Source organism: Catenulispora rubra (assembly GCF_015356825.1).
Classification (GTDB): domain Bacteria; phylum Actinomycetota; class Actinomycetes; order Streptomycetales; family Catenulisporaceae; genus Catenulispora; species Catenulispora rubra.
The window spans coordinates 1-4,666 of sequence record NZ_JAACYW010000492.1; the positions used below are offsets into that span (position 1 = coordinate 1).

4 protein-coding genes are annotated in these 4,666 nt (G+C 71.8%); 2 read left to right on the plus strand and 2 right to left on the minus strand.

Annotated elements, in window-relative coordinates; translation table 11 throughout:
• Nucleotides 1–221: hypothetical protein (locus GWK61_RS52890; RefSeq protein ID WP_194921862.1), on the minus strand; the 221-nt coding region annotated here is incomplete at its 3' end.
• 110 nt (nucleotides 222–331) lie between these two features.
• The gene (locus GWK61_RS52895) at nucleotides 332–850 is read right to left on the minus strand and encodes a hypothetical protein (protein WP_194921863.1); all 519 of its coding nucleotides are present in this window, start codon (nucleotides 848–850) and stop codon (nucleotides 332–334) included.
• Between the two features lie 424 nt (nucleotides 851–1,274).
• Between GWK61_RS52895 and GWK61_RS52900 the strand changes: the two genes are divergently transcribed.
• Together GWK61_RS52900 and GWK61_RS52905 are read left to right on the plus strand one after the other, a co-directional pair.
• Nucleotides 1,275–2,051 (plus strand): ABC transporter ATP-binding protein, encoded by a 777-nt coding sequence (locus tag GWK61_RS52900; protein WP_194921865.1) that lies wholly within the window; start codon nucleotides 1,275–1,277, stop codon nucleotides 2,049–2,051.
• A 7-nt stretch (nucleotides 2,052–2,058) separates the two neighbouring features.
• Nucleotides 2,059–4,626, plus strand: a complete 2,568-nt coding sequence (locus GWK61_RS52905) for an ABC transporter permease (protein WP_194921867.1) — start codon at nucleotides 2,059–2,061, stop codon at nucleotides 4,624–4,626.
• The last annotated feature ends 40 nt before the right edge of the window (nucleotides 4,627–4,666 follow it).

Genomic DNA, 4,666 nt, shown 5'->3' on the forward strand with positions numbered 1-4,666 from the left:
CCCGGAGCGTCCCCCACCCCGACGGCGGTCGTCGTCACCGCCGAAGCCGGGTTCCCCTCGGGGTCGGAACACACCAGCGTGATCATGCCCGCGACCGCGACGAGCAGCGCCGCGATCCCGGTCATGACGGCCGCCACCGATTTGGCGCTCTCGGAGAGCCGGCCGCGGTGCCGGCCGCCGGACCCGAAACCGAACCCGCCCGAGCCGCTCGTCACGTCCACCCCTGCGAATGTGAGCCTTGATTTCCCGCCAGGCTAGCCGTCCGGGCCCCGGTCCAACAGGTGTCAGAGCACACCGCGCGGTCAGCGCGTCGCGGACAGTCGCCAACGGTTCATCGGCGCGGCGGGTTGGGCTGCACCGGCCGCGCGGGCGGCGGGGGCAACGGCCCCGACGGCGGATCCTTCGGCGGCCGCTGCGGATTCGTCGCCGATCCGGTTCCGAACCGGAAACCGAAGCCGACCCCGGTCCGGACCTGGACCACGACCCCCGCGGCGATCTCCGCCGCAGCCTCCGCCGCGAACTTCGTCCCGGCCCCGACGCCGATTCCGGTCCCGGCTCTGGCAAGCGGCAGGAAGTCCCAAGCCGCCGCCCCCGGCTCGGTCCGCACGGTCAGAAACGACTCGAACCCGTCCGGCACCACCGACCGGTCCCCGTTCCGCAACGGCACCGGCTCGGTCCACGCCGCGTTCACGAACCGCACCGGCACATGCCCGAAGTACTTCCGCGCCCGCGAGCAGTCGGTCCCGAGGATCGAGCGCCCCAGGCAAGCGGCACACAACAACAGGCCGCTATCGGGGTCGCGCCCGACCGCGTTCCCCTCGCAGCCGCAGGAATGCTGACACCGTCGCATCGTCCCTCCCGCCAGTCGGCAGCGTCCTAGAGCGTAAGCCGCAAGAGCGACGTGATCACCGGGTTCGCGCCGGAGATCACTCCAACGAGTGGCGCGCGCAGCCGGAATCCGCCCCGCGCGGCGGCTCCGGACGACCCGCGCGTCCTCGCAGGTCAGGTGGCCCGCCTCCCCCCAGGGCACGACTTCAGTCGCAGCCGCCCCCCAGCCTGGAGTCGTACGCGGACCACCCCGACCACCGCCAGGCGACTACCCGGGGACGAGCCCGTCGGCCGACGACCCGGACCCCCTCTGGTCCTTACCTTTCTCTTGGGCCTCATGGGCCCGGCCCACACACATCCCAGCGCCACCACCACGGCTGCCACGGCTACCACGGCCACCACCACCAGCAGCAGCCACCACCACCACGTTTTCCGGAGGGGTACCCATGTCCGCCACCACCCGAGAGCCGGCCGCGAGCGGCTACGCGGTCCTCGCCCGCGACCTCGTCAAGACCTACGGCTCCGGCGCCACCGCGGTCCGCGCCCTCGACGGCGTCACCGTCGGCTTCGGCCAGGGCGAGTTCACCGCGATCATGGGCCCGTCCGGGTCCGGCAAGTCCACGCTGATGCACTGCCTCGCGGGCCTGGACACCGCCACCTCCGGCTCGGTGCAGATCGGCGGGGTGGAGCTGACCAAGCTGAACGACAAGGCCCTGACCCTGCTGCGCCGCCGCCGGATCGGCTTCATCTTCCAGTCGTTCAACCTGCTCCCCACCCTCACCGCCGAGCAGAACATCCTGCTCCCGCTGGACCTGGCCGGCCTGAAGCCGCCGAAGCAGTGGTGGGACCAGGTGATCGGGGTCCTGGATCTGGAGGGCCGGCTCAAGCACCGCCCCGGCGAGCTCTCCGGCGGCCAGCAGCAGCGCGTGGCCTGTGCCCGGGCCCTGATGAGCCGCCCGGAGGTGGTGTTCGCCGACGAGCCCACCGGGAACCTGGACTCCCGGTCCGGCGCCGAGGTGCTGGCGTTCCTGCGGATGAGCGTGCGCGAGCTGGGCCAGACCGTCGTGATGGTCACCCACGACACCACCGCGGCCTGCGCCGCCGACCGTGTGGTCTTCCTCGCCGACGGCCTCATGCGCGGCGACCTGCTCTCCCCGACGCCGGACTCGGTGACCGCGCAGCTGCGCATGATCCGGCCCGAGCGCGTCGCGGCGGGGGAGTGACCCGGCGATGTTCAAGACCGCGCTGGCGAACCTGAGGGCGCACAAAGCCCGCATGCTCCTGTCCTCGATCACCGTGCTGCTCGGCGTCGGCTTCGTCGCCGGCACGCTGATCTTCACCGACTCCATCAAGCAGTCCTTCTTCGACAGCTTCGCCCGGCAGGCCAAGAACGTCGACGCCGCCGTCAGCCCGGCCGGCGGCCTGCAGGTCTCCAGCATCGAGAACCAGAAGGGCAAGAAGACGGTCGGTCCGGCGGCCCTGGACGCCGTCCGGCACCTGCCCGACGTCGCCTCGGCCGAGGGCCGGGTCCTGGGCCCGGCGCCGGTGCTGGACAAGACCGGCAAGGTGGTCAAGGCGAACGGCAACACCGGTGTCGGCGTCGCCTTCCCGACCGACGCCAAGCTCGGCTACTTCGACTTCACCGCCGGCCACGCCCCGGCCGCCGCGACCGACCTCGCGCTGGACAAGGCCACCGCCGACGACCGGCACTTCGCGCTCGGCGACCAGGTGACCGTGGTCGACCACGGGGACCAGCGCGAGACCTTCCGGCTGGTCGGCATCTTCGACACCAGCACCGACAAGACCTACGCCGGGGAGTCGGTCGTCGGCTTCGACACCGCGACCGCGCTGCGGGTCACCGGCAGCGCCGGCTACGACCAGATCGCCGTGCGCGCCAAGGCCGGCGTGGGTCAGGACCAGCTGGTCACCGAGCTCAAGGACCTGCCCGTCCTGGACGGCAGCGGCGCCACCTTCTACACCGGCGCGCAGCTCCAGACCGAACTGGCCAACCAGGCCACCGGCTACACCAGCGGCTTCGGCACGTTCCTGCTCGTCTTCGCCATCATCGCGGCACTGGTGTCGGCACTCGTCATCCAGAACACCTTCCAGATCCTCGTAGCACAGCGGGCCCGCGAGCTGGCACTGCTGCGCTGCGTGGGAGCGACCCGCCGCCAGGTCTTCGGCAGCACCCTGATCGAAGCCCTCGTCTTCGGGGTGCTGGCGTCCGTCGCCGGGTTCTTCACCGGCATCGGGCTGTCCAAGGGCCTGTCCGCGCTGCTCAACGCCGTCGGGCTGAACATGCCGACCGACCACCTGGTGGTCAACGGGAACGCGGCGCTGTACTCGATCGGCCTCGGCGTGCTGCTGACCCTTGGTTCCGCGGTCCTGCCGGCGCGCGCCGCCACCCGCGTGGCGCCGGTGCAGGCGCTGTCCGCGCAGCTCGGCGAGACCCGGGTGACCCGCAAGGCCGGCCGGGTCCGGGTCACCGTCGGCCTGCTGCTGGCGGCGGCCGGTATCGCAGTCGGCTACCTGGGGATGCAGACGCAGGACCGCAGCCAGGGCTTCATGATCCTCACCGTCGGCGCCATGGTGACCTTCGTCGGCGTGCTGGCCCTGGGCCCGGTGATCGCCTCGCCGGTGATCCGCGCCCTGGGCTGGCTGCCCGGCAAGGCGCTGGGCCCGACGGCGCGCCTGGCGACCGCCAACGCCGGCCGCAACCCGCGCCGGGTCGCCGCCACCACCGCCGCGCTCACCATCGGCATCACGCTGGTGACGATGTTCACCGTGGTCACCGCCTCCATCAAGGCCTCGGCCACGGACTCCATCAGGCAGCACTTCCCGTTCGACTACCAGGTGGTCGCCGACCCCGACCGGTCCGTCCCGGCGGACGCCGTCGCCAAGCTCAAGGCCCTGCCGCAGCTGAGCACGGTCGCCGCGGAGTACAACGGCAAGGTCACCCTGAACGGCAAGTCCGAGCAGGCCGGCGCCATCGACGCGGTCGGCTACCACACGCTGATCAACCCGATCATGAAGCAGGGCTCGATCAGCGACGTGGTCCCGGGCACCGTGGCCGTGCAGGAGAACCAGCTCGCCGCCCTGCACACGGCCGTCGGGCAGACCGTCACGGCCACCGCCGCCGACGGCAGGACCGTCTCGCTGAAGGTCGTGGCCACCTACCAGGACAGCGGGATCGGCATGCCGGACACCGCGGTGTCGGTCCCGGACTTCCAGAAGCTGTTGCCCTCGCAGGGCCCGGACACGGTCAGCATGCTGGCCAAACCCGGCGTCACGCTGGCCGCGACGCGGGCCGCGATCGAGGCCACGGTCGACAGCGACCCGCTGCTGACCGTCAACAGCGTCGCGGACTACAAGAACCAGCTGAACAGCAGCCTGAACCAGATCCTGGCGCTGTTCACCGCGATGCTGGGGCTGGCGATCCTGATCGCGCTGATCGGCATCGCCAACACCCTGTCGCTGTCGGTCCTGGAACGCACCCGCGAGAGCGCGCTGCTGCGGGCCCTGGGACTGACCAAGCAGCAGCTGCGCCGGATGCTGATGCTCGAAGCGATGCTGATGGCGGTCCTGGGGGTCAGCCTCGGGATCGTGATGGGCGGCGGCTTCGGCTGGGCCCTGGTGCACCTGGTGGCGAAGGCCACCGGCGTGGGGAGCCTGGCGATCCCGTACACGCAGCTGCTGATCTACGTCGTGGCGGGCGCCCTGGCCGGCGTCCTGGCCGCGGTCATCCCGGCTCGCCGGGCGGCACGGCAGACGGTCGCCGCGGCGATCACGGAGGCCTGAGAGGGGAGCCGCCCGGCTGCGGGGAAGCGGGGAAGCGGGA